We start from the raw sequence: 20,882 nt of genomic DNA on the forward strand, positions 1-20,882 counted from the left end.
ATCGTCAACGTTTCGCGCACTAATGCGCAGCAAACGGATGCTGACATACTCGCCCGTATCGCTTACTGTTCTGCACCGTGGATGTACGCCGTGCGGCCGACCGCGCACTTGAGCAGGCAAGATCCGCTCTGGCGCGCGAGGAGCCGGAGATAGCCGCCGATCACCTCGCCGGGGCGCTGGCCCACGCGCCGGTCCTCCCCGAGGCCCACGAGCTGCTGAGCAGGCTGGCCGCCCGTCCCGGCGGCGGCCTCGACCTCTTCCAGGTCGGCCCGCACACGTCGGCCGGCCGGCTGGCCGCCCGCGCCCACCTGCTCGCCGCCGCCGGCCGCCCCGAGGACGGCCTGCCGCTGCTCACCGCCGCGAGCGGGCACGCGCCCGCGGCCGACTGGGCCGGCGTGCCCTGGGTCGCCGAGCCCGCCCTGGGCGTGCGCATCGAGCCGGGCCTGCTGGCCCAGATTCTCATGCGCCTCTGCACCCGGGTGGGCGAACCGGCCCCGCCCACCCTGCGCCCCTACCTGACCGTCGTCCGGCACGCCATCGCCGCCCACCCCGAGCACGCCATGCTGCTCGGCGCGGGCTCGGCCCTGGCCCGGCGGGTCGGCGAGCACGACCTGGCCGTCGACTGGGCCGCCCGCGGGGCCCGGGTCCGTCCCTCCAAGCTCGGCGAGATCTGGCTCGGGTACGCCTACCGCAGCGCCGGCCGGCTGCCCGAGGCGCTCGCGGCGCTGCGCCGCGCGGTCGCCCACGACCCCGACGACCTCTCGGTCTACGCCGACATCGCCGGCACCCTGGCCGACAACGGCCGGCTGGAGGACGCGCTGAGCTGGGTCGACCGGGCGCTGGAGCGCGACCCCGACTACGACTGCGCGGTGCACACGGCCCACCGGCTGCGCTACCGCGCCGACGGCGACCTCATGCATCTGGTCCGCCTGGCCGACTACATCCGCGACCACCCCGACGAGTCGCACGAGCACAGCGACCTCGCCGACTGCTGCCGTGACACCCCGTGGCTCGGCGGCGCTCCGGCGGCCGCCCCGCTGCCGCGCGGCTACGCCCCGTCCAGCGGCGAGCCCTCGGAAGAGGCGATCCGCCGCCTGCGCCAGGTGGCCGCGCTCTCCTGGGCCCACCCGTCGGCCGCGTACGACGCGGCCGTCCCGCTGATCATGCTGTCGCCGCCGGATCTGACGGCACTGCTGGCCCATCCGCCGGCCGACGTGGCCGCGGCCGAGATCTGGGCCTGCCTGGGCCTGCTCCACCACGGCACCGAGGAGCCCTGGCTCGACTCGGCCCGCCGCCGGCGGCTGCTGGAACTGCTCGACGGCGGCCTCGACCGGGTGACCGAGGCAGCCCTGTTCGCGATGATCGTCGCGGCCTGGATCGACCCGGCCGCCCGCGACGACGTGGCCGAGATCGTGACGGCCCGGCTCAGCGAGGTGGCGTCCCGGCCGGGCGCCCGCTCGGTGGCCGAGCTGGCGCTGGCCACGCCGGCCCTCGACCGGTCGACGCGTCAGCTCGCGGCCGCGATGACCAGGGTCCCGGTGGTCCCCCGCCCGCGCGGCCGCAACCGCCTGCTCCTGAAGTGGTCGTTCAGGCAGCGATAACGGCGATCAGATCGCCTTCCTGGACCACGTCGCCCTCGTGCACGGCCAGCTCCGCGACCGTGCCCTCCGACTCGGCCAGGACGGGGATCTCCATCTTCATCGACTCGAGGATGACGAGGGTGTCCCCCTCGGCGACCGTGTCACCGGCCGAGGCCACGACCTTCCACACGTTCGCCACCATCTCGGCCCGGATCTCGTCGGCCATCGGTAATCCTCCTCGCTTCGTGGGCTTAGGTGGGGTCATCAAACCACGGAAGCGGCCCGACTACGATCGACGCGGGAAACACCGCACCGACAGGAGTCTCACCATGGCTAAGAAGGCCCGTAAGAAGAAGGCCCGTAAGAAGAGCTCGGCCAACCACGGCAAGCGTCCCAACAGCTGAACAGAAAAAGCCCGGCGGATATCCGCCGGGCTTTTTCGTGTCGTCCTTACGGGAGGTACTCCCGGGTCTCGACCTGCACCTCGAGCTGGTCGAGCTTGACCCGCAGGCGGTCGCGCAGCTCGCGCGGGGCCTTCTCGTCGCCGCAGCAGCGGGACACCAGGGCCTTCACCTCGTGCTCGATGCCGTACTCCCGCAGGCAGCCGTCGCAGTCGTCCAGGTGCTTCTGGATCAGCGTCCGCCGGTCCTCACTGCACTCCAGATCGAGGTAGAGGTAAACCTCGGAAAGAACGATGCCGCAATCGGTGTCGTGCTCGTCGTCGTGGCCGCTCATCGGTTCACGCCTCCTGCGGTTCCGAAGCGGACCGGGTGATGCCCCGGTCGACGGCGTACGACTCCAGGGTCTTGCGCAGGTTGCGCCGCCCACGGTGCAGGCGGGACATGACGGTGCCGATCGGCGTGCCCATGATGTCGGCGATCTCCTTGTACGAGAAACCCTCGACATCAGCGAGGTAGACGGCCAGGCGGAAGTCCTCGGGCAGAGCCTGGAGGGCCTCCTTGATGTCGCTGTCCGGCAGCCGGTCCAGCGCCTCGGTCTCGGCCGACCGCAGGCCCGCCGACGTGTGCGACTCCGACGAGGCGAGCTGCCAGTCGGTGATCTCCTCGGTGGGAGCCTGCACCGGCTGACGCTGCTTGCGCCGGTACGAGTTGATATACGTGTTCGTGAGGATGCGGTACAGCCAAGCCTTGAGGTTGGTGCCCTCCTCGAACTGGTGGAACGCGGAGAACGCCTTCAGGTATGTCTCCTGAACAAGGTCCTCGGCGTCCGCGGGATTACGCGTCATCCGCAGACCGGCTGCGTACAGCTGGTCCACAAAAGGCAACGCGTCCCGCTCGAAGCGCGCCCGGCGCTCCTCGGTCCGTTCTGTCTGGGCCACCCTGAGCTCTCCCCTCGACCGCCCCGCCGAGGATACGGGTAGTGCCCCATCAGCGGCTTCGAAAACCGCCGGTGTGCTGACACTCACCGATAGAGAGGCGGGTTGCGTGGCCGGCCACTCGGGGGAATCCAGCAGATCCCGCACCCGGGTCACCTCCGCGCCCTCGCGCTCGAGGAAGTCGGTTCCGGCTCGCACCTCATTTACCCCTTCCGACGTACAAGCTCCGAGCCGTACAACCACTTAGGCGCAACTTGCATTCCCTGCTGATGGCCTCGCTCCGCTCGGCGGGCGTTGCGCCCCAACAGGTCCGTGTCGCGGTCACCGAAAACGCCCTCGGCTTCGCCTAGACGTTTTCGGCGCCCTCGACACGGACGGGCGCAACGCGACTCTGGTACCGGTCAGACCTCAACTGGCCCATCCATGACCCCGCAACCATCCGACCGCCAGTTCGGCGGTCGTTTTGACGTCTTTGCGCAGGTCGTGGGTGGCTCCGGGGCGGGTGATCACCTCGACGCCGGTGGTCGGCTCCGGGACACCGAAGGGATCCCGGTCACCGTTGAGGACCAGGGTCGGCACGTCAGTGGGCAGTTCGCCGGCGCGGCTCTTCTCGGGCTTGCCCGGCGGGTGCAGAGGAAAGGCCAGGCAGAGAACGGCCGCGGCGCCGAGCTCGCTCGCGGTGCGGCAGGCGACCCGCGCGCCGCTGGACCGCCCGCCGACGATCAAAGGAATTTGCTGTACGCCGGTGCGCAACGACCGCACGACGGCGGTCCACGCTTCGTCGAGCTGGCCGGCGGGCGCGGGGGCACGACGGCCGGCGACCCGGTAGGGCTGGGTCACGAGCGCCACCCGTACACCCGAAGCAACAGCCGCGTCGTGAACGGCGATCAGGTCGGGCGCGTCGACGCCGCCGCCCGCGCCGTGGCCCAGGACGAGCAGGCTGACGGGCGGACCGGCCGGTTCGGTGATCCGAAGGCCGGCCGGCCCGCGCGGTGTCTCGATTTCGGAGCTGGTCACAGCCCCTATGTAATCAGCGGCTCACCGGCATGACCGGTAAGAGGGTGAGCAATCTGCGGTCTTCCTCGTCCGGCTCGTCGTCGACCGCCTCGCCGTCCGGGCCGACCCGTTCCCGCCAGGCCACCAGCATCGCCCGGCGCTCGCGCGGCGTCGTGCCGCCCCAGACGCCGTGACAGTCGCCGACCTGCAGTGCCCAGGCCAGGCAAGGGCCCTGGACCGTGCAGGTGCCGCAGAGCGAGACCGCGCCTTCGGACGGCTCGTTCGGAGCGGGAAAAAAGGTTTCCGGATCGACGGAGCGGCATGCGCCGCGTGTCCGCCAGGCCTCGTCCGAGCGCCGTTCGCGAATCGCCTCGAGCAGTCGAGGATCACGTCGCGCGATGGCAACTTCATGTGGACGCGGCATACGTGCCCGTGTCATGAGCCCACCTCCCCCGTGGGACCGGTCGTGCATGTGGCGACCGGTCCGCACCGTGCGAACCAGCACCACTCCGGCGCAGTTTTGTATCGCAAGGAAAGAGATCAGAACAAGGGTCTTATCTATCTTGAAACAAAGTTGCCTATTAAAAATCCTGACAATTACCAACCAAACGATCAGTTGATCATCCCGGTTCCCAGCCAATCGTTACCGTCCGGGCGTCCCCTTCGGACCCCCTTTGTGGGATCGCTCCCACGACGGCTCCGGCTGCCCGGCGGCCTGGGCCGCGCCTTCCTTCGGCCCGCCGTTCGACAGCCGGTCCCGCGCCCTCTTCGGCCCGGCGTCCCGCGGCCGATCCCGCGCACCGCGCTCGTCGCCTCCTTGGGGCATACCGCGGCCGCCTCGCCTTGGGCACATCGCGCCCGCCTTGCGCACACCCCGCCCGGCCCCGCCTTGCCCACACCCCGCCTTGCGCCCACCCCGTCCGGCCCAGCCTTGCGTACACCGCCCCCGGCCCCGCCTTGCGCACCCCGCCCCCGGCGCCGCCTTGCGCACGCCGCCCCCGGCGCCCGCCTTGCACACACCCCGCCCAGCCCCGCCTTGCACACACCCCGCCCAGCCCCGCCTTGCGTACACCGCTCCCGACCCCGCCTTGCGCGCGCCGCCCCCGGCCCCGCGCGCTCCATGCCCGTGTCCGGGCGGGCGCTCCGGCCGGCTGCGGGCCGCATCTTGGTCGGCTTCGCCTGAAGGTTCGAGTTCGCCGGAAGGCCGAATTAGTCGGGAAGGTGGCATTGGCCGGGAGAGTCGGATTTGTCGAGCGGGCCGGATGGCCAGAAGGGTCGAAGACCAGGAGGGGTCGGAGGCCAGGAGGGTCGGACGGCCAGAAGGGTCGGAGGCCAGGAAGTCGGATTGGCCAGGAAGTCGGGTTGGCTAGGAAGTCGGGTTGGCTAGGAAGTCGGGTTGGCTAGGAGGTCGGATTGGCTAGGAGGTCGGGTTGGTCAGAAGAGGGTCGATTCGGCCGGCGGGTCTGGGAGCGCCGACGCCACTGGTGGGTCCAGGAGGTGTGGGCCGTTGTTGCGGACGTTGCCGACGTCTGGGCGTACGGCACGGATCTCGATGGCCTCCAACTCGCCCAGCGCGAGCGGCGTGAGCAGCTCGGCGGCGTCGCCGCCGCCGGCGAGCCAAGCCGGCCAGCGGTCCCGGGGCAGGATCAGGGGCATCCGGTCGTGCACCCGGGCCAGGCCGCCCAGCGCCGCCGTCGTCAGCACACTGCACGTCACCACCGATTCCGGGCCCCAGGCCGACCAGATGCCGGCGAAAGCGAGGGGCGCACCGTCGGACGGTGTCATGTAGTACGCCTGGCGCTGCTTGCCGTCGCGCACCCACTCGAACCAGCCGTCGGCGGGCACCAGGCAGCGCCGCTTGGCGAACGACGAGGCGAAGGCCGGGGAGGTGGCCACCGTCTCGGAGCGCGCGTTGATCATGCGGGCGCCGGCTCGCAGGTCTTTGGCCCACGGCGGCACCAGGCCCCAGCGGGCCGTGTCGAGCACGCGTGCCTCGTGTGTCTGCGAGACCCGCACCACCGGCACCGGGTCGGTCGGGGCGACGTTCCAACTCGGCCCCAGCGTCTCGGCCACGTTCACAGCCTCGAAGAGATCGCTGAGGTCGGCCTCGCTCCGCGTCGTCGCGTACCGCCCGCACATGGCCGGAAACGGTACGCCTTCCGGCCGCGCTCCGTGGTCCCGCGTGCCCGCCTGTCGCCGACATGGCACATCGCCGTCCGGAGCAGGAGTCCCGGCCGGCGGGAAGCCTGCCGGGAAATGTCGGAGGGGCCGGGCAGAATGGCGGGCGTGACAGCTCAAGCTCGCCCCTGGCTCGCCCCGACCGCGTCCGGACCGGTCAGTGGTGTCGTTCGCCTGCCCGGCTCCAAGTCGATGACGGCCCGGGCACTCGTGCTGGCCGCGCTCGCCGCTGAGCCTTCGGTGGTCGAGCGGCCCCTGCGGGCCCGTGACACCGAGCTGATGGCCGCCGGCCTCCGGGCGCTCGGCGTGGGTGTCGACACGAGCGCCGACGAGCAGTGGACGGTCGAGCCGGGTGCACTGCGCGGGCCGGCCCGGGTCGATGTGGGGCTGGCCGGCACGATCATGCGCTTCCTGCCGCCGGCGGCGGCGCTGGCCGACGGGACCGTCGAGTTCGACGGTGATCCTCACGCGCGCAACCGGCCGCTGCGGCCGATCGTCGAGGCGCTGCGGGCGCTCGGGGTGTCGATCGAGGCTTCCGAGTCCGGTGGGCTGCCGCTGACCGTGCGCGGAGCGGGGCTGGTCGAGGGCGGCGAGGCCGTGATCGACGCCTCCGGGTCCAGTCAGTTCGTCTCCGGGCTGCTGCTGTCGGCGCCCCGGTTCACCAAGGGGCTGCGGCTTCGCCATGAGGGGCCGCCGGTGCCGTCCGCGCCCCACCTGCGCATGACCACGCACATGCTGCGTGCCGCCGGCGCTGTGGTCGACGAGAGTGTGCCCGATGTGTGGACGGTCGAGCCGGGGGCTTTGCGCGGGCGTACGTGGGTGATCGAGCCCGACCTCTCCGGCGCGGCGCCCTTCTTCGCCGCCGCCATGGTCACCGGGGGCACGATCACGCTGGCCGGCTGGCCGGCCGAGAGCTGGCAGCCGGTCGGGCGGGTCACCGAGCTGCTCACGGCTCTGGGGGCCGAGGTGACGCAGTCGGACGACGGGCTGACCGTGCGCGGCACCGGGTCGCTGCGGGGCATCACCGCCGACCTGTCCGAGGTCAGCGAGCTCACCCCGGTCGTCGCCGCCCTGGCCGCGCTGGCCGACGGGCCGTCGGAGCTGCGCGGGGTCGCGCACATCCGCGGGCACGAGACCGACCGCATCGCGGCTCTCGCGACCGAGCTCGGCAAGGCCGGGGCCGATGTCACCGAGTTCCCCGACGGGCTGCGCATCGTGCCGGGCGCGCCGCGGGCGTCGAGCTTCGAGACCTACGCCGATCACCGGATGGCACACGCCGCGGCGGTTATGGGCCTCGCTGTGCCGGGCACAGCACTGACCGACGTAGCGTGTACGTCGAAGACGTTGCCCGAGTTCCCCGAACTCTGGGCGGGACTCGTGGCGAGGAGCTAGATCTGCCTGCGCGCAAGCGGGAGTACGACGAGGACGACGTCCGGATCCGTCCGGGCCGTTCGTCGCGCCCGCGTACCCGGACCCGGCCGAAGCACGACGACGCCGTCGACGCCCTGGTGATCACCGTGGATCGGGGGCGGTACGGCTGTGTGGTCACCGACGCCCCGCCCGACGCACCGGTCATCACCGCCATGCGCGCCCGCGAGCTGGGCCGCAAGTCCGTGGTGGTCGGTGACCGGGTCGCCCTGGTCGGCGACGTCACCGGCGCGCCGGGTGCCCTGGCCCGCATCGTGCGCATCGCCGAGCGAACCTCGGTGCTACGCCGCACCGCGGACGACGACGACACCACGCCCGAAGGGCGTCTCGAGCGGGTCGTGGTGGCCAACGCCGACCAGCTCGTGATCGTCAGCGCGCTGGCCGATCCGCCGCCGCGGACCGGATTCATCGACCGGTGCCTGGTCGCGGCGTACGACGCCGACATCGAGCCGCTGCTCTGCCTGACCAAGGCCGACCTGGCCGGGCCCGAGGCCGTGGTCGACTACTACGCGGAGCTTGACCTGCCGTACGTTCTGGTCCGCCCGGACAGCGACCTCACCGAGGTTCGCCAGCGTCTGGCCGGCGCCATCTCGGTGCTGGTCGGCCATTCCGGGGTCGGCAAGTCCACGCTGGTCAACCGCCTGGTCCCGGACGCGCTGCGCGCCGTCGGGGTGGTCAGCGCCATCGGCAAGGGCCGGCACACGTCGACCAGCGCCGTGGCGTTGCGGCTGCCGCCGGTGGGGCGCTCCCGCAAGGATCCGGGCTGGATCATCGACACTCCGGGCATCCGCAGCTTCGGCCTGGCCCACGTGAGCGCCGAGAGCCTGCTGCACGGCTTCCCCGACCTGGTCGAGGGCACGCTCGACGACCAGCCGAACTGCGGGCACACGGCGGCCGACGTCGGCTGCCGCCTGGACGCGTGGGTGGCCGAGGGCAAGGCCGATCCGCGGCGGCTCGCCTCCTACCGGCGGCTGCTCGCCTCCCGCGCCGGCGACACCGACCCCCGCGACACCCCGCCCGACGACACGCTCACCGCGCACCCGCTCTGACGCGAGCTCCCGAAAGAGAGCGCGCGGACGGAAGAGGCGCGCTGGGGAAGAAGCGCGCCACCACAAGGCCGCGCGGTGGGAAGAGGCGCGCCACTCACAAGGGCGCGCTCCGGGGAGGGCGGGCTCTCAGGAAGGCGCCAGCGGGGATCGGTTAGCGTTCCGTCATGGCCGGTTACGCGGACGATCTCGCTCTCGCCCACATGCTGGCGGACACCGCCGACTCGATCTCGATGGGGCGGTTCCGGGCTCTCGACCTGCGTGTCGAGTCGAAACCCGATCTCACCCCGGTGTCGGACGCGGACACCGCCGTCGAGCAGGCCATCCGGTCGACGCTGGGGCGGGCCCGCCCGCGCGACGCCGTTCTGGGCGAGGAGTTCGGGCGCACCGAGGCCGCGGCCGGCCCCGGCACCCGCCGCTGGGTCATCGACCCGATCGACGGCACCAAGAACTTCGTGCGCGGGGTGCCCATCTGGGCCACCCTGATCGCCCTGCTCGAGGGCGACACGCCGGTCGCCGGTCTCGTCTCCGCCCCGGCCCTGGGCCGGCGCTGGTGGGGCGCTCGCGGGCACGGCGCCTTCGCCGGCAAGCACCAGCACGCGGCCACCCGCATCGGCGTCTCCGGGGTCCGGCGGATGTCCGACGCCAGCTTCTGCTTCGCCAGCCTGTCCGGCTGGTCCGATGTCGGCCTGCTGCCGAACGTCGTCGATCTGAGCCTCGCCTCGTGGCGCAGCCGGGCCTACGGCGACTTCTACGGATACATGCTGCTGGCCGAGGGCGCGCTCGACGTCATGGTCGAGCCCGAGCTGTCGCTGTGGGACATGGCCGCTCTCATCCCGATCGTCACCGAGGCCGGCGGCACCATCACCGACCTGGCCGGACGTCTCCCGGCCGACAAGTCGTCGGTGATCGCGACCAACGGTCCGCTGCACGAAACCGTGCTGACCGCCCTGACCCCGAAAATCCAGTAGCCCTCTGTGACAGGGCGTGCACCCAGCTGAGCAAAGCACCCCGAAGCGCTGAACCCGGCCCGCCCCTGGTCTATCGTGCGTCAGGTGGTGTCCTCGGGCTGGCTCTTCCTCACCGCCATGATTCTGGCGTACGGGGTGGCTAACCTGCTGCAGTCCGCGGCCGCGGCCCGGACCACCGTGCACCACACCTTCGACCCCGGTCTGCTGGTGCGCCTCGCCGGTCAGCGGACCTATCTGCTCGGCCTCGGCTGCCAGGTCCTCGGCTTCGTGCTGGCCTTCCTGGCCCGTGAGGATCTTCCGCTGTTCCTGGTGCAGGCCAGCGTCGCCGCCGGCCTCGGCGTGACCGCGCTGCTGGGCGTTCTGGTGCTCAAGTGGTCGCTTCCGGTCGCCGAGATCGGCCTGCTCGCGCTCCTGCTGGTCGGCATCGCCGGCCTGGTGCATTCGGCGAAACCGGCGCCGGCGCGCCCTCTGGGCGCCTTCGCCGTCGCCATGCTGGCGCTGTCGGTCCTGGTCATCGCGGCTTCGGGCTTTTTTGCGGTACGTCTGCAGGGCGCGCTCGGCTCGGTCGTGCTGGGCTCGCTGGCCGGTGTGGGTTTCTCCGCCGCCGCGATCGCCGCCCGCCCGCTGGCCAACGAGCACTCGGTCGGCGGCTTCTTCGCCAATCCGCTGCTCTACCTGCTGGTCGTGCACTCCCTGCTGGGCCAGTTGCTGCTGGGCCTGGCCATGCAGCGCGGCTCCACCACCGCCGCCGTGGCCGCCATGGACGCGGGCGGCGCCGTGCCGGCCGCGATCGTCGGGCTGCTGCTGCTGGGCGACCAGATCCACCCCGGCCGGGGCTGGCTGGGCGCGCTCGGCTTCGTGATCACGCTGGTCGCGGTCATCGGGCTGACCCGGTACGCCGAGCCTCAACATCACCACTCCACGGCCGAGGCCTGCCGCCCGGAGAAGAAGACTCCGCTGCGCCCGGCCGCCACCAGCCGCTGACCGTCCTCCAGCCCCCGCCCACCGCCTTAACGGGACTGAAGGCTGACCGTCCTCCAGCCCGACCCGGTCGAGGTGGCGGCGGAACGGATGAGTGCTGTCGCCCGCCGCCTCAACGGGACCGCAGGCCGACCGTCCTCCAGCCCCCACCCACCGCCCTTGACGGGACTAAAGGCCGACCTGTCTGTGACCGTCGCCTCTCGGCGTGTATGGAAGTGCGGCACGCGGGTAAAAAGCTGACCATGCCGTAGTGGCGTATATGTCCCGATTACCTCCGCATCGCGCGACCCGCGGCTGAGATTTCCGCCGCGAAAATGCGAAAGCGGCACGTGTTCTGCACAATGGAGCGATCATGTCGAGCGAGGTGCGGCACCTGGTGGACCGCGGGCAGACGTACCCCCTGGTCCAGCTGAGCGGCGCCCTGACCGCTGGAAGCGCTCCCATGGTGCGGTCCCTGCTGCTCGACCTGCTCGCCGAGCAGCCCGAGGCGGTCGTGGTCGACGTCGCCGGGCTGAGCGTCGACGGCCCCGGGGCGACCGACGTGCTCCGTGACGTCCGCCGGGAGACCGCCGACTGGCCCAGCGCCCATCTCGCTCTCTGCGCCCCCGACACCGGCGCCTGGCAGGGCGCGGGCTGGCCCGTGTGGCCCGACCGGCGGCAGGCCTTCGCCGCGCTCGGCGAGCCCGGACCCGAGCGGCGGGTGAGCCTGGAGCTCGAGCCGGCCACCGGCGCCGCCCGGCGCTCCCGCGAGCTGATCACTGAGCAGTGCGGCCGCTGGGACTGCCCCGACCTGGCCGGCCCGGCCTGCATCGTGGTCACCGAGCTGGTGAACAACGTGGTCGCGCACGCGCACACCCCGATGATCGTGCTGCTGGCCACGCACGGCGACGGCATGAGCGTGGCCGTCCGCGACCGCTCCACGACCGTGCCGACCTTCGACGGCACCCCGGTGCCGGTCACCGCCTACGGCGGCCGCGGCATGCTCCTGATCGACTCCGTGTCGACCCGCTGGGGCAGCCTCAGCCTGGACGGCGGCAAGGTCGTCTGGGCGCTGATCGACGACGAGGAAGCGGCGAAGGCCACTGTCCGCAAACCCAACGGGGCGAGCATGACGGACCCCGCACGCGGGTAGATTGCGCTCATGCGAGACAACGACTACCCCGCCGAGGTGTCCGACCCGGAGGCTTCGGGCCTGCCGGACACCGCGGATGACGATTCGACCGCCTACGACGAGGTCGAGAGCGGCCGCTGGGCCGACGGCGCCGACCCGGCCGCGCTGGCGGGCGTCGGCCCCGGCGGCTCCAACCGCTTCGGCGACACCGCCGAGGAGGCGCGCGAGGGCGAGTCCCTCGACGCGCGCCTGCGCCAGGAGGAGCCCGACTTCGGCGCCGAGGACCCGATCCCGCAGCGCCGCGACCCGATCGACGAGACGGTCGACAGCTCCGAGCAGCGCGACTTCGACGCGGACGTGTGGGGTGCGAGCCCGACCTCCGACCCCAAGTCGCAGGTCTCGCTCTACGACGACGGCCAGCTCGACGACGACGACCCGCAGCCGGTCGGCCGCCTGGTGGCGCCGGACGAGGGCTACGGCTTCGACGACGAGGCCGACAGCGTGGCCTACGACGCGGGCGCGTCGGGTGGCGGCGCCTCGGCCGAGGAACTGGCCATGCACGAGACGAACGCGCCCGACTACGACTGAGGCTCGGGCTCCTCGAGCCCTTGCTCGATCACATAGCGGGTGAGCTCCACGCGGTTGTGCAGCTGGAGCTTGCCGAGCGTGTTCTGAACGTGGTTCTGCACCGTGCGGTGACTCAGCACGAGCCGCTCGGCGATCTGCCGGTACGACAGGCCCTTCGCCACCAGGCGCAGCACCTCGGTCTCCCGCTCGGTGAGCTTCGGCGCGGCCTCCCGCGGCGCGATCCGGCGGAACTCACCCAGCACCAGCCCGGCCAGGCCGGGGGTGAAGACCGTGTCGCCGGCCGCCGTGCGGCTCACCGCGTCGAGGAACTCGTCGAGGCCGGCCGACTTGAGCAGATATCCCGTGGCGCCGGCCTTCACCGCGTCGAGCACGTCCTGCTGCTCACCGCTGGCCGAGAGCATGAGGATCCGTACACCCGGAACCTCGCTCTGAAGGCCGTTGATGACCTCGACACCGGAGACGTCCGGCAGCTGGAGGTCGAGGACGATCACGTCGGGCCGGGCCGCCGCGGCGATGCGGACCGCCTGACGGCCCTCACCGGTCGTCGCGACCACCTCGTAGCCGGCGGTGGACAGGTCACGGCTGACGCCCTCGCGCCACATCGGGTGGTCGTCGACCACCATCACCCGGATCGCAGCGGTCACCGGATCACGATATCGGTGCCCGCGGCACGGCCATCTCCACCTCGGCCCCCTCGCCCGGCGCCGAGACGATCGAGACCCGCCCGCCCAGCTCGGCCACCCGGCCCCGGATCGACTGGGCCACGCCGAGCCGCCCCTGCGCCTCGGCCTCGGCCAGCCGGTCGCGCTCGATGCCGCAGCCGTCGTCCCGCACGGTCACCACGACCTCGCCCGGTTCGTCCTCCACGAACACATAGGCCTTAGTGCCGGGCGCGGAGTGCCGGGCCACGTTGTCCAGGGCGGCCGCCACCGCCAGCCGCAACTCACGCGCCGTCGTGGCCGGCAGCCGCACCGGTCCGGCCGGCCCCGAGACGGTCACGACCGGCGAGGCGTACGCCTCCAGCAGCGCCATCAGGTCGAGATCGGCCCCCTCCGGATCACTCAGGACACGCCCGGCCATGAGGCTGCGCAGCGCCGTCTCCTGCTCCCCGGCCAGCCGGGCCAGTTCGCCCGCCTCGCCGTCCAGGCCCACGCCCCGCCGCTTCACCAGCGCCAGCACCTGGAGCACCGAGTCGTGCACCTCCCGGGCCAGCCGTTCGCGTTCCCGCGTGGCCGCCTCGAGCTCGACGGCCCGTTCGAGCCGCTCCTGCGCCACCTCGGCGATCCGCACCAGATAGCCGACGGCGATCGCGGCCAGCAGCATCAGCACCGCGCCGGTGAGCGCGGCCTGGTCGTAGTGCGCCCGCACGATCAGGTCGGTGGCGCCCATGGCGAGCGCGGCCGCGATGCCGGCCCGGCGCCCGCCGGCGACGGCCCAGCACAGCACCGGCGCGACGTGCCAGGCGACGGCCAGGGTGGGCCGCCCGGCCTCCAGGGCGGTCCGCCCGACCACGAAAATGCTGGCCGCGAGCGCGGCCATGGTGATCAGCAGGTCGGCCACGAGCAGCGGCGGCCGCCGGCGGGCCGGATTTCCGTACGCGTACGTGGTCACGACCGTCCACGCGGCCATCACGGCCAGCACCGGCCAGGCCAGCACCGGCCTCAGATAATCGCCCACGTTGCCGACGACCAGGATCGTCGCGTACGTCAGGGCGGCTATCCGGTAGACCGCGATGGCCCTCCACAGCGGGGTCTGAAAGCCGCTGTCGCGTACGTCCGGCATGCGCCGACCATCCCACATGGCGCTCGCCACCGGCAGGCCGCACTGCGGGAAGATCGGGCGTGGCCTAACGTCGAAGGATCAGCACCCAGGTTCTGCTCTCCGAGACGTTCGACCACAGCTCGATCACCGCGCTGCGGCACGCCGTCGCGTCCTGCGCCGCCGAGGCCGGTCTCCGCGGCGACCGGCTGGACGATTTCGTGGTCGCGGTCAACGAGTTGCTCACCAACGCGGTCCGGCACGGCGGCGGTCTGGGCCGGGTCGCCCTGTGGCACGCGGACGGCTCCGTCGTGTGCGAGGTGAGCGACTCCGGTGACGGCCTGCCGGCGCGGCGGGCCGAGCCGGCCGTGCGCCCACCGGCCGATCAGCCGGGCGGATGGGGGCTGTGGCTGGCCGAGGAGCTGACCGACGATTTCGAGCTTCGTACGGGCTCCGGCGGCACCACGGTTCGGGTGTCCAGCCGATCTTCCTTAAGAGATCCTTAAGCCGCGCTCCCCGAGCTTGCGCGAGTCTGCCTCACGTTTAGCATCGTGCCTGCTGTCCAGCAGAGCCTTCAGTCCGATCAAGGGCGGTGGTGGGGCGGTTGGACGGGAGGGGGTAGTGGTGGGCGAGGCACGTCACCGGACAGACACGTCGAGATGGCCGATCCGCCCACGCGCGGTGGCCGCCCTCGCGGTGGCGATCGTGGGGCTCGCGGCGGCGATCTATCTGCCCGGCCGCAACGACGTGGCCGACGCCTCGGAGCGCCGGTCCAGCTTCTCCGACGACTTCGGCGGCGAGCGGCTCGACGCCGCCAAGTGGCTGATCGACGGCGACGACCGGGAGAACGGGCGGCAGCGCGACGGCGAGCTCGTCGTCGACCGCCTGATGAGCACCCGCAAGGCCTTCGCGCAGCCGTTCGGGCACGCCGAGGCGCGGATCAAGGTCAGCCGGGAGAGCGGACCGTGGCGGGCCTTCGGGGTGGTCGACAAGTACGGCCGGGTGCTGCGGGGCACGCTCGAGACCCTCGACGAGGACGCCGATCGCACCTCGGGCGACGACTTCCACACGTACACCATCGACTGGTCGCCGACCGCCATCCTGTGGTCGGTCGACGGCAAACCGGCCCTGCGGCTGGTGCCCGAGGAGCCCGGCCTGCCGATCGCGCTGGTGCTCAACCTGGCCACCGACGGCCGCCGCCCCGGCCGCATGATCGTCGACTTCGTCAAGGTGACGGCGAGCGCGAAGCCGCTGCCCACGCCGTCCGTGCCCACCTCGTCGCCGACCAGTGCCGCTCCGACCAGCGCGGCTCCGACCAGCACGGCACCGACCAGTGCCGCTCCCACGAGCGCCGCCCCCACCAGCAGCGCACCCTCGGTGCCCGCGTGGAAGGCCTTCACCGACTACGCGGCGGGCGATCTGGTGACGTACAAGGGAGTGACCTATCGGGTCAAGGAGGCGCACACCTCCCTGCCCGGGTGGGAGCCGACGGCGCTGCCCAACCTCTTCCAGAAGGTCTGACTCAGCGCGCGATCCGATAGGCGTCGCCGTAGACGCTCCAGCTCAACGGGGCCGTCAGATCGAGGTTGCTGCGGCCGAGCAGGCGGCGCTGGGCGGTGTCGACGCGGGTGGTGTCGCTGTGCGCCTCCTCGGAGCGCATCTCGGCCACGCGCGCGTTGAGGAAGGCGTTCAGATAGGCCGGTTCGTCGCCGCCCTGGGCCGGGGTCTTCGCCGCCCGCATCGCGGCGGCCCGGATGCCCTGCAACCCTGACACCCCGTGCATCACGGCCGCGTCGAAGTAGGCGAACTGGCCCAGCGCCCGCAGGCCGTCCAGGCGGGCCATGCGCACCGACGGGTTGAAGTACATCCAGTCGCGGGCGTCCTCCTGGACCTTCTGGAAGATCGGGTCCCGGGCCGCCGTCCGCCAGGCCGCCGGGAAGCCCGGGTCGAGCCCCGCGTGCGAGTCGGAGCCGTCCACCGTGCGCAGCGCCGGGATGTAGCGGGCGAGCACGTTGGCCGGCTTGCGCTTCGTATATTCGAGCACCACCTGGAGCATGTCCGAGGTGCCCGAGCAGAAGCCGACGATGCCGGCCGTATATCCCCGGCCGTCGTCGATGTCCTCGATGTAGCTGAACGAGTTCCGCCAGCTCACCGTCGAGTTCTCGGCGCTCGACACCAGCTGGAGCGCGGCCTCCTTCTTCCGCTTGTCCTCCAGGCCGGAGGCCAGCGAGCCGGTCGGCGGGGCGGCCGCCGGCAGCACCTTCGACGCCGGGCCGTAGACGCGGACGTCGCCCAGCGCATAGCCGCCGGTGCGGGTGGCCCGCTGCGTCGCCAGCACCCGCACGAAGCGGCCCATGCCGTTCAGGCGCTTCAGATCATCGGTGCCGCCGTTGCCGGCCGTGGTGGCGTAGACCGACGTCCAGTTGGCGCCGTCCATCGAGGTCTGCACGCGGTACGTCTTCGCGTACGTCGTCGACCAGCGCAACGAGACCCGCTCGACCCGCTTGACCGCGCCGAGGTCGATGCGCAGCCACTGACTGCCGGGACCGCTCGCGCTGGCCCACCGGGTGACCGTGCTCGTGTCCGTCGCCTGGGCCGCCGTGGCGCCCCGCTCCACCGACGACGCCGTGGCCGGCCGGCCACGCGAGATCAGCACGTTGCTGTCGGCCCCGGCGGCGACGGAGATGGCCAGGGGTACGCAGAGAGCAACCGCCACCCCTGTGCCGAGCGCCGCCGATCTGACCGATCCCGCTCGGATGCGCATCCTTCAACGCTAGGCCGGGATTCGCCATGATCCCTGAGGTTCGGCGAAAAGCCCTACTTCCGCTTGCGGTTGCGGGAGACCAGCACGAAGACCAGGACGATCGCCGCGACCACGAACAGGCAGCACAGCGCGCCGAAGATGCCGAAGAACCCGAAGCCGCCGCGTCGCCGCGACCGCGCCGCCTCGACCGCGACGTCGGCCACCCCGTTCGTCGCCGCCCACGCGTGCACCGGCACGACCAGCGTCAACACGGCGCCGGTCACCACCGCGGCCATCCGGGACCACCACTTCACCACTGAAGACATGCACCCCATCTTGACCGACACGGGCAAGGGCGGCCACGCGAGTACCCCACCATCGGGCAGGGTATGACCAGCGGGACCGAACTGAGAGGGGTGCGGATGGACGCCGACCTGGCGGCACTGGCGACGGCTCACGGAGTGGCCACCTGGTACGAGGACTGGCACCGCGAGCGCAAGGATGTCTCCGCCGAATCCGTCGTCGGGGTGCTCGGCCTGCTCGGCGTGGACGCCACGACACCGGCCGCGATCAGCACCGGGCTGGCCGCCGTGCGCGAGCGCGAGCGGCTCGGCCGCATGCCCGGCACCGTCGTCGTGCGGCGCGGCAGCGGCCGCGACCTGCCCGGACCGGCCACCATCGAGCTCGAGGACGGCACCACCCGCGAGGTGGACGAGGTGCCGGACGATCTGCCCCTGGGCTGGCACCGGCTCGACGTGGGCGGGCAGAGCGTGACGCTCGTGGTGGTGCCCACCGAGTTGCCCGAGCCGCCGCAGACCTGGGGCTGGATGCTTCAGCTGTACGCCCTGCACTCGTCCCGCTCGTGGGGCATGGGTGACCTGGGTGACCTGCGGGAGTTCCTCGGCGTCTCCGGCTCGCCTGGTCTGGTGCTGCTGAACCCCCTGCACGCGATCACGCCGACGCTGCCGGTGCCGGCGTCGCCCTACTCGCCGTCCAGCCGCCGTTTCGTCAATCCGCTCTATCTGCGCATCGAGGACATTCCCGAGTACGGCCGGGCCGGCTCCCCGCTGCGCGCGAAGATCGACGCGCTGCGGCCCGCCACGACCGAGCTGATCGACTACAGCGCCGTCTGGAAGGCCAAACTCGCCGCTCTGGAGCTTCTCTGGCCCCTGGCCGACACGTCAGCCGTGTCCACGGACGAGGGCCTGCTCGATTTCGCCCGGTTCTGCGCGCTGGCCGAGGTGCACGGCCCGAACTGGCAGGCGTGGCCGCCCGAGTTCCAGCGGCCGGACACGCCCGAGGTGAAGGCCTTCGCCAGCGAGCGCATCGCCTTTCACGCCTGGATCCAGGGTCTGCTGCTCGATCAGCTGGAGGCCGCGAACGACGAGGCCCGGCGCCGGGGCATGCCGGCCGGCGTCGTGCACGACCTGGCCGTCGGCATCGACCCCAGCGGGGCCGACGGCTGGCTGTTGCAGGACGTGCTCGCGGCCGGCGTCCACGCGGGCGCCCCGCCGGACGCGTTCAACCAGCTCGGCCAGGACTGGGGACTGGCCGCGTGGCGGCCCGACCGGCTCATCGAGACCGGCTACGCCGCCTATCGGGACATGCTGCGGCGGATCTTCCGGTACGCCGGCGGGCTGCGTGTCGACCACGTGGCCGGCCTCTGGCGGCTCTGGTGGGTGCCGCCGGGCATGGGCGCCGACGGCGGGACGTACGTGCACTACGACCCGGACGCGATGCTCGGCATCCTCGCCCTCGAGGCGCACCGGGCGGGGGCCGTCGTGATCGGTGAGGACCTGGGGACCGTACTGCCGGAAGTCACCGAGGGTCTGGAGCGGATGAACATGCTCGGCTCGGCCGTGCTGTGGTTCACCCGCGACGACGACGATCCGGACGGCGGCTATCTGCCGGCCGCGAAGTATCCGCGCAACGCCCTGGCCTCGATCTCGACGCACGATCTGCCCACCGCCGCCGGCTTCCTGGCCGGTGAGCAGGTGAAGGTGCGGGCCGAGCTCGGCCAGCTGGCCGGGCCGGTCGAGCAGGAGCGGGAGAACGCGGCCAAGGACCGCGGGCAGTTGCTCGAGGCGCTGCGGGCCGAGGGGCTGATCACCGCGAGCAGCACGGACGCCGAGATCATCGTGGCGATGCACGAGTTCCTGGCCCGAACGCCGTGCCGCTTCGTGACCGCCTCGCTCTACGACGTGCTGGGTGAGCTCGATCAGCCCAACCTGCCCGGCACCATGGACGAGTACCCGAACTGGCGGATGCCGCTCAGGACGGGGCTGGAGAAAATAGCCGGGGACCCGCGCGTCCACGCGGTCGCGAAAGTCCTCGGAGAGAGAAAGGCGAGCCGATGAGCTTCATGGACAAGGCCAAGGACTTCCTGGACAAGCACGACAAGCAGGTCGACCAGGCCCTCGAGAAGATCGGCGACGAGGTCGACAAGCGCACCGGCCACAAATACTCGTCGCACATCGACAAGGGCGTCGACGAGGCGCAGAAGCGCACCGGGGACGGCGACACCCGTCCCTGACGTTTTGCTCCCTCCTGCCCGGGAAGCAGAGAAGGCGTACCCCCGGAGCAAGAAGGAGTTTGACGATGGGCTTCATGGACCAGGCCAAGGACTTCGCCGACAAGCACGACAAGCAGGTCGACGAGGGTCTCGAGAAGGCCGGCGACCAGGTCGACGACCGCACCGGCAACAAGTACTCGTCGCAGGTGGACAAGGGCGTCGACCAGGCGCAGGAGCGCACCGGCGACGGCGACACCAACGGCTGAGCGCCGCCGCTCTCAGACCGCCAGCGGCGGGGGCGGCGGATCGTCGTCGACCGCGTGCAGCATCGGGTGCAGAGGGACGAAATTGTCCCGCTGCCGGCACAGAAGCGGCGGCAGCAGTGACGAGCGGTGGTCCGGGTGTTCGGCGCAGTGCCGCATTGCCCGGGTCATCGCGTCGCTGTGGTGCCGTCCGCCGCCGTACTCGCCGCAATTGGCGCAGTCCCAGCGCCAGAACGCCGGCCCCTCGTCGGAGAGGTAGCGGCGGATCTTCAACGGCGGTCCGGCCTCCTCCTGGGCCGCGGCCAGGATCGCGGGCATGGCGCCGGCCGGCGGTGGGCCCGTGGGGCGGCGCGTTTCCCCGCCGATGATCTGCGCCAGCACATTGCTCGTCGACACGGTCCACCTCCGTACAGAAAAAGAGAGACGACGCGAGAAGTCTGGCCAGAAAAAAGCGGTTTGGGGCCAGAACTCCGAAATGGTCCCCGACGCGGTGACGGCCGCCGGCACCTGGATACTTGCCGCGTGGCACAGCGCAGGAGATCCGAGCGGATCGTCGAGACGGTCGCCTCCGGCGTGGCCGAGGTGGTGCCCGACCCCGACCGCGACAGCGCCTTCACGCTGGTGCTCGACGGCGCGCCGCAGTCACACGTCGACCTGGCCGACCCCACCCACCTGGAATTCGAGTACATCCGGCGGATGGCGGCCGCGATCGACCTGATCGCCCCGGCCGGGAAACCGCTGCGCGCGCTGCATCTCGGCGGCGGCGCGCTGACGCTGCCGCGCTACCTCGCGGCGACCCGGCCCGGCTCGGCCCAGCGGGTGATCGAGATCGACGGGCCGCTGGTCGAGCTGGTGCGCCGGGCCCTGCCCCTGCCGGCCAAGGCGAACATCCGGGTCCGCGTGGCCGACGCGCGGGCGGCCCTGGAGGGCATGCGCGACGGCGGCTACGACCTGATCGTGCTCGACGTCTTCGCGGGCGCCCGCACGCCGGCCCACCTGGCCTCGGTGGAGTTCATGACCGAGATCGCGCGGGTCCTCGACCCGGCCGGGTGGCTGGTCGCGAACGTCGCCGACGGGCCTCCCCTGCGCCACGCCAAGGCCCAGGTGGCCACGATCCGGGCCGCGCTGCCCGAGGCGTGCCTGGTCGCCGACGCGGCCGTGCTGCGCGGGCGCCGCTTCGGCAATCTCGTGCTGCTGGCCGGCCGGACCCCGCCGCCGATCGCCGAACTGTCACGCCGGGCCGCCGGCGACTGGTTCCCGGGACGCGTCGAGACCGACCTCGACCGCTTCACCGGCGGGGCCGCGCCCGTGACGGACAGTGTCGCCGTAGCGTCACCACTTCCACCAGCGAGCCTCTTCGGTAACCGTAGGTAACCACTTTCGGTCCAAAG

The 20,882-nt window shown here is 71.9% G+C and carries 25 protein-coding genes; 14 read left to right on the forward strand and 11 right to left on the reverse strand.

Features of this window, described 5'->3' with window-relative positions; translation table 11 throughout:
* Positions 1-77: 77 nt before the first annotated feature.
* Entirely contained in the window at positions 78-1,601 is a 1,524-nt protein-coding gene (locus ACQP2X_RS44760) for a tetratricopeptide repeat protein (protein ID WP_498692269.1), read from the forward strand.
* On the opposite strand, the gene ACQP2X_RS44765 is transcribed toward ACQP2X_RS44760, so the two are convergent.
* Complete coding sequence (locus ACQP2X_RS44765; protein WP_203776786.1) at positions 1,588-1,806, reverse strand: biotin/lipoyl-binding carrier protein; 219 nt, start codon at positions 1,804-1,806, stop codon at positions 1,588-1,590. The genes ACQP2X_RS44760 and ACQP2X_RS44765 overlap by 14 nt on opposite strands.
* Before the next feature lie 103 nt (positions 1,807-1,909).
* Between ACQP2X_RS44765 and ACQP2X_RS44770 the strand changes: the two genes are divergently transcribed.
* Positions 1,910-1,984: a 50S ribosomal protein bL37 gene (locus tag ACQP2X_RS44770; protein WP_369752275.1), complete on the forward strand. Its 75-nt coding sequence runs from the start codon at positions 1,910-1,912 to the stop codon at positions 1,982-1,984.
* Between the two features lie 46 nt (positions 1,985-2,030).
* Here the strand turns inward: ACQP2X_RS44770 and rsrA are convergent, their stop codons facing one another.
* From rsrA to ACQP2X_RS44795, 5 genes are all read right to left on the reverse strand, one after another.
* A complete protein-coding gene (gene rsrA, locus ACQP2X_RS44775; protein WP_097318042.1) occupies positions 2,031-2,315 on the reverse strand; it encodes a mycothiol system anti-sigma-R factor in 285 nt (94 codons plus the stop codon).
* Positions 2,316-2,319: 4 nt separating this feature from the next.
* A complete protein-coding gene (locus tag ACQP2X_RS44780; RefSeq protein WP_498692270.1) occupies positions 2,320-3,114 on the reverse strand; it encodes a sigma-70 family RNA polymerase sigma factor in 795 nt (264 codons plus the stop codon).
* Positions 3,115-3,324: 210 nt separating this feature from the next.
* Positions 3,325-3,942, reverse strand: a complete 618-nt coding sequence (locus ACQP2X_RS44785; protein WP_498701243.1) for an alpha/beta hydrolase family protein — start codon at positions 3,940-3,942, stop codon at positions 3,325-3,327.
* A gap of 4 nt (positions 3,943-3,946) precedes the next feature.
* Positions 3,947-4,351, reverse strand: coding sequence for a WhiB family transcriptional regulator (locus ACQP2X_RS44790; protein ID WP_498692271.1), 405 nt, complete (start codon positions 4,349-4,351; stop codon positions 3,947-3,949).
* A 995-nt stretch (positions 4,352-5,346) separates the two neighbouring features.
* Positions 5,347-6,051 carry an SOS response-associated peptidase gene (locus tag ACQP2X_RS44795; protein WP_498692272.1) on the reverse strand — a complete coding sequence of 235 codons (705 nt, stop codon included), beginning with the start codon at positions 6,049-6,051 and terminating at the stop codon, positions 5,347-5,349.
* Positions 6,052-6,189: 138 nt separating this feature from the next.
* Here ACQP2X_RS44795 and aroA point away from each other — a divergent pair, with 138 nt between their 5' ends.
* From aroA to ACQP2X_RS44825, 6 genes are all read left to right on the forward strand, one after another.
* A complete protein-coding gene (gene aroA, locus ACQP2X_RS44800; protein ID WP_498692273.1) occupies positions 6,190-7,482 on the forward strand; it encodes a 3-phosphoshikimate 1-carboxyvinyltransferase in 1,293 nt (430 codons plus the stop codon).
* 2 nt (positions 7,483-7,484) lie between these two features.
* Positions 7,485-8,567 (forward strand): ribosome small subunit-dependent GTPase A, encoded by a 1,083-nt coding sequence (rsgA, locus tag ACQP2X_RS44805; protein ID WP_498701246.1) that lies wholly within the window; start codon positions 7,485-7,487, stop codon positions 8,565-8,567.
* Positions 8,568-8,731: 164 nt separating this feature from the next.
* Entirely contained in the window at positions 8,732-9,535 is an 804-nt protein-coding gene (hisN, locus tag ACQP2X_RS44810) for a histidinol-phosphatase (protein WP_498692274.1), read from the forward strand.
* Between the two features lie 117 nt (positions 9,536-9,652).
* A complete protein-coding gene (locus ACQP2X_RS44815) occupies positions 9,653-10,519 on the forward strand; it encodes a hypothetical protein (protein ID WP_498701248.1) in 867 nt (288 codons plus the stop codon).
* A gap of 349 nt (positions 10,520-10,868) precedes the next feature.
* A complete protein-coding gene (locus ACQP2X_RS44820; protein ID WP_498692275.1) occupies positions 10,869-11,648 on the forward strand; it encodes an ATP-binding protein in 780 nt (259 codons plus the stop codon).
* Positions 11,649-11,657: 9 nt separating this feature from the next.
* Positions 11,658-12,215 carry a DUF5709 domain-containing protein gene (locus ACQP2X_RS44825; RefSeq protein ID WP_097318034.1) on the forward strand — a complete coding sequence of 186 codons (558 nt, stop codon included), beginning with the start codon at positions 11,658-11,660 and terminating at the stop codon, positions 12,213-12,215.
* Here the strand turns inward: ACQP2X_RS44825 and ACQP2X_RS44830 are convergent.
* Both ACQP2X_RS44830 and macS read right to left on the reverse strand, forming a co-directional pair.
* Complete coding sequence (locus ACQP2X_RS44830; protein ID WP_498701251.1) at positions 12,206-12,838, reverse strand: response regulator; 633 nt, start codon at positions 12,836-12,838, stop codon at positions 12,206-12,208. The two genes, ACQP2X_RS44825 and ACQP2X_RS44830, sit on opposite strands and share 10 nt — an antisense overlap.
* Before the next feature lie 25 nt (positions 12,839-12,863).
* Positions 12,864-13,997, reverse strand: a complete 1,134-nt coding sequence (macS, locus tag ACQP2X_RS44835) for a MacS family sensor histidine kinase (protein WP_498692276.1) — start codon at positions 13,995-13,997, stop codon at positions 12,864-12,866.
* A gap of 77 nt (positions 13,998-14,074) precedes the next feature.
* Here macS and ACQP2X_RS44840 point away from each other — a divergent pair, with 77 nt between their 5' ends.
* Both ACQP2X_RS44840 and ACQP2X_RS44845 read left to right on the forward strand, forming a co-directional pair.
* Positions 14,075-14,479, forward strand: coding sequence for an ATP-binding protein (locus tag ACQP2X_RS44840; RefSeq protein ID WP_498701253.1), 405 nt, complete (start codon positions 14,075-14,077; stop codon positions 14,477-14,479).
* A 118-nt stretch (positions 14,480-14,597) separates the two neighbouring features.
* Positions 14,598-15,494: a carbohydrate-binding protein gene (locus tag ACQP2X_RS44845; RefSeq protein WP_498692277.1), complete on the forward strand. Its 897-nt coding sequence runs from the start codon at positions 14,598-14,600 to the stop codon at positions 15,492-15,494.
* Position 15,495: 1 nt separating this feature from the next.
* Here the strand turns inward: ACQP2X_RS44845 and ACQP2X_RS44850 are convergent, their stop codons facing one another.
* Positions 15,496-16,737 (reverse strand): chitosanase, encoded by a 1,242-nt coding sequence (locus tag ACQP2X_RS44850; protein ID WP_498692278.1) that lies wholly within the window; start codon positions 16,735-16,737, stop codon positions 15,496-15,498.
* A gap of 53 nt (positions 16,738-16,790) precedes the next feature.
* Positions 16,791-17,042, reverse strand: a complete 252-nt coding sequence (locus ACQP2X_RS44855; protein WP_498692279.1) for a hypothetical protein — start codon at positions 17,040-17,042, stop codon at positions 16,791-16,793.
* 63 nt (positions 17,043-17,105) lie between these two features.
* On the opposite strand from ACQP2X_RS44855, the gene malQ reads away from it, so the two are divergent.
* The 3 genes from malQ to ACQP2X_RS44870 all read left to right on the forward strand — a co-directional run bounded on the left by malQ (position 17,106) and on the right by ACQP2X_RS44870 (position 19,494).
* A complete protein-coding gene (malQ, locus tag ACQP2X_RS44860) occupies positions 17,106-19,073 on the forward strand; it encodes a 4-alpha-glucanotransferase (protein ID WP_498692280.1) in 1,968 nt (655 codons plus the stop codon).
* Positions 19,070-19,249, forward strand: a complete 180-nt coding sequence (locus ACQP2X_RS44865) for an antitoxin (RefSeq protein ID WP_097318027.1) — start codon at positions 19,070-19,072, stop codon at positions 19,247-19,249. The genes malQ and ACQP2X_RS44865 overlap by 4 nt, the downstream gene beginning before the upstream one ends.
* Before the next feature lie 65 nt (positions 19,250-19,314).
* Positions 19,315-19,494, forward strand: a complete 180-nt coding sequence (locus ACQP2X_RS44870; RefSeq protein ID WP_498692281.1) for an antitoxin — start codon at positions 19,315-19,317, stop codon at positions 19,492-19,494.
* Positions 19,495-19,506: 12 nt separating this feature from the next.
* On the opposite strand, the gene ACQP2X_RS44875 is transcribed toward ACQP2X_RS44870, so the two are convergent.
* Positions 19,507-19,887 (reverse strand): hypothetical protein, encoded by a 381-nt coding sequence (locus ACQP2X_RS44875; RefSeq protein WP_498692282.1) that lies wholly within the window; start codon positions 19,885-19,887, stop codon positions 19,507-19,509.
* Positions 19,888-20,013: 126 nt separating this feature from the next.
* On the opposite strand from ACQP2X_RS44875, the gene ACQP2X_RS44880 reads away from it, so the two are divergent.
* Positions 20,014-20,865, forward strand: a complete 852-nt coding sequence (locus ACQP2X_RS44880; protein ID WP_498692283.1) for a spermidine synthase — start codon at positions 20,014-20,016, stop codon at positions 20,863-20,865.
* Positions 20,866-20,882: the final 17 nt, after the last annotated feature.

The sequence above is a fragment of the Actinoplanes sp. CA-131856 genome, assembly GCF_050956135.1.
Lineage (GTDB): Bacteria > Actinomycetota > Actinomycetes > Mycobacteriales > Micromonosporaceae > Actinoplanes.